The following is a 2,824-nucleotide window of genomic DNA, read 5'->3' on the forward strand; positions in this document are numbered from 1 at the left end:
CGATGCCCACCACGATGAGCATGTTGTCGTAGAACCCCTCATACGGCAGCCCCACCAGGTTGAAGAGCACCAGGAACGCCGCGACGATCACGGTGATCCAAACGAGCGGGGTGGCGGGCACCAGCAGCGACACCAGGATCATCACGATCGGCAGAAGCATCACGAGCGCCGCGACCGTCCACATCCACCCGGCCGCCTCACGACCAGCCATGCGGCCGGGCGTGAAGTGCCCCGCGAAGATGCGCAGCACATCGCCGAGTAGGTAGATGAGCATGAGCGACACCCAGCAGGCGGCGAGAACGATCCGGGTTGGGTCCATCAAGCACGCTCCGTCGGTCGCACGATGATGTTGCCGACCTTACGGCCCGAGTCGACCCGCCGGTAGGCGTCGGCGATCTGGTCGAGCGGATGCGACGACTCGATGAGCGGGTCGAGCACGCCGTCAGCAGTGAGGGCGAGCACACTCTCGATGATTTCGTGGCTCTCGGACGCGGGGCCCGCCTTCACCGGTCCCCGCGCGGCGAGCGTGTCGCCGAGGCCGGCGACGGCGAGCAGCAGCACTCCGCCGTCAGTCAGTAGCGGGCGTCCCGATGCGGGGCTTACGTTGCCGACGGTGTCGAACACCACGTCGAAACGCTCGCCGCTCGCGCGCAATTCGTCGGGAGACGTTTCGCGATAGTCGATCACCCGGCCAGCGCCCAGTCGCCGCACGAGGTCGGCGTTCGCAGCGCTCGTCATCCCGGTTACCTCGGCCCCAAAGTGCCGCGCGAGCTGCACCGCGCTCGTGCCCACCGCGCCGGACGCGCCGTTCACCAGCACCGTCGACCCTGCCGTGAGCCGCGCCTTGTCGCGCAGGTAGTCGAGGGCGGTCGCGCCGCCGAACAGCACCGCGGCCGCAGCATCGTGCGTGACGGATGCCGGTGTCGCGACAAGCTTCGCGGGCGTCGCGACGACGAACTCGGCATGAGCGCCCATGCGCATCCCAGTCATGCCCGACACCCGATCGCCGACGGCGAAGCCGCGCACGCCCTCACCGAGCGCGACGACCTCGCCCGAGAAGGCGGTGCCGAGGATGCTGTTGCGCGGACCGCGGATACCTATCGCGAGCCGCGCCGGCAGCGCGAAACCTTTCGGGAAGCGGCCCGAACGCAAGCGGGCATCGCCGCTCGCCACCGGGGCTGCCATCACCCGCACGAGCACCTCGCCGGCCCGGGGGGTCGGGGTCGGAACCTCGCGCACTCGCGCCACCTCGGGTGGCCCGTATCGCTCGACGACCACTGCACGCATCCATCTCTCCTTACGCCTGTAAGTTACATCGGCGCTAGAGTAGCCTTACACGCGTAAGAACGCAATCGGGAGGCGATGGTGGCAGGCCGCAAGGCGCTCAGCAAGACGCCGCTGAGCCGCGAACGCATCGTCGACGCCGCGGCCGAGGTCGCCGACGAAAGCGGTCTGGCGGGCGTCAGCATGCGCAGTGTCGGCAAGCGGCTCGGCGTCGAGGCGATGTCGCTCTACCACCACATCGCCGGCAAAGAGCAGTTGCTCGACGAGCTGGCCGACTGGGTGTTCGGGCGCATCCAACTGCCCTCACCCGAGGCGGGCTGGCGCGACGGAATGCGCGACCGCGCCCAGGCTGCCCGCGCCGTGCTCTCGGCGCATCCCTGGGGCCTCACCCTCGTCGAGTCGCGTCGCGCTGCCGGCCTCGCCGTACTCGAACACCACAACGCGGTGCTCGGATGCTTGCGCCGCAACGGATTCAGCGTCAACCTTGCCGCTCACGCGTTCTCGGTCATCGACTCGTATATCTACGGATTCGTGCTAACCGAGCAACGGTTGCCTTTCGAAGCCGACGAGCGGGTCGAAGACTACGTCGCCGAAGTCACGCTGCTCGACGAGCGCTTCCCCTACATGGTCGAGTTGGTCAACGAGTTGATCGTCGGGCAGGACTACGCCTACGGCAACGAGTTCGACCACGGGCTGGAGCTGATCCTCGACGCGCTCGCTGCGCGGCTCACGGGCGAGACCGGTCACCCGAGCGGGTAGAGCACCGCGTGCTCCAACCCGCCGAGAAAGAGCAGCGGGTTGACGTACTCGCCGTCGATGCGCGCGCCGAGGTGCAGGCAGGACGAGGAGCAATGTCCGGGCAGCAGGATGCCGATGACATCCCCGCGCGCCACCCGATCGCCGGTCGCGACGAGCGGCTCGACGGGCTCGAACGACGACAGCACTCCACCCGCGTGCCGGATCGAGATCACCGGGCGATCGACGACGAACCCGGCGAAGTGCACTACCCCTGCAGCGGGCGCGCGCACCTCGACGCCGACGTCGGCCCGGATGTCGAGCCCGCGGTGCCCCGCCGAGTACGGGGTTGCGGGCGCGATGAACGGCCGAGCGATTGGATGCGGCGCCGGCACTGGCCACGCCCAAAGTGCCGAGGGTGCCAGCGCGAGCGCGACGGCGAGCCCGACGAGTACTCGAGGCGGGCGCATCCTGTTACTTTGCTTTCGCCCACACCTGGGCGGCGCGTTGCGACGCGATCCGGGGGATCGCGAGCACCTCGCCGACCGGGGGAGGGGTCAGAACAGCTCCGCCATCGCGAGCGCGAACAGCTCTCCCGCGTCGTAGCGGTGGCCAAAAAAAATGCCCTAGGTTCGGTTAACCAAAAACCGAAATTTTCAATGGTTCCGTTTGTAAAAACATCATTTGGTTCGGTTAACCGAACCGCGCCCACCCCTACCTCAAAGCTCGCCCACTATTTTGGCTCACAAGATCATGCTTACCAGCAAGGCGCAAACCCAAACTTTTAATACTGGATTCAACAACG

The 2,824-nt window shown here is 67.3% G+C and carries 4 protein-coding genes; 1 reads left to right on the forward strand and 3 read right to left on the reverse strand.

The window, feature by feature from the left end:
- Both RMO30_RS00205 and RMO30_RS00210 read right to left on the reverse strand, forming a co-directional pair.
- A partial coding sequence (locus tag RMO30_RS00205; RefSeq protein WP_309707913.1) for a hypothetical protein occupies nt 1-319 on the reverse strand: 319 nt, incomplete at its 3' end.
- Nucleotides 319-1,287 (reverse strand): NAD(P)-dependent alcohol dehydrogenase, encoded by a 969-nt coding sequence (locus RMO30_RS00210; protein ID WP_309707915.1) that lies wholly within the window; start codon nt 1,285-1,287, stop codon nt 319-321. The genes RMO30_RS00210 and RMO30_RS00205, both read right to left, overlap by 1 nt.
- A gap of 78 nt (nt 1,288-1,365) precedes the next feature.
- Here RMO30_RS00210 and RMO30_RS00215 point away from each other — a divergent pair, with 78 nt between their 5' ends.
- Nucleotides 1,366-2,043, forward strand: a complete 678-nt coding sequence (locus tag RMO30_RS00215) for a TetR/AcrR family transcriptional regulator (protein WP_309707917.1) — start codon at nt 1,366-1,368, stop codon at nt 2,041-2,043.
- Here RMO30_RS00215 and RMO30_RS00220 read toward each other — a convergent pair.
- Nucleotides 2,028-2,489: a M23 family metallopeptidase gene (locus RMO30_RS00220; RefSeq protein ID WP_309707918.1), complete on the reverse strand. Its 462-nt coding sequence runs from the start codon at nt 2,487-2,489 to the stop codon at nt 2,028-2,030. The genes RMO30_RS00215 and RMO30_RS00220 overlap by 16 nt on opposite strands.
- Nucleotides 2,490-2,824 lie beyond the last annotated feature (335 nt).

It is taken from the genome of Pseudolysinimonas sp., assembly GCF_031389465.1.
Classification (GTDB): domain Bacteria; phylum Actinomycetota; class Actinomycetes; order Actinomycetales; family Microbacteriaceae; genus Pseudolysinimonas_A.

Bases quoted from the DNA above. Each gene is read 5' to 3' on its own strand.
- RMO30_RS00210 (WP_309707915.1), bottom strand. From the start codon at position 1,287: ATGCGTGCAGTGGTCGTCGAGCGATACGGGCCACCCGAGGTGGCGCGA.
- RMO30_RS00220 (WP_309707918.1), bottom strand. From the start codon at position 2,489: ATGCGCCCGCCTCGAGTACTCGTCGGGCTCGCCGTCGCGCTCGCGCTG.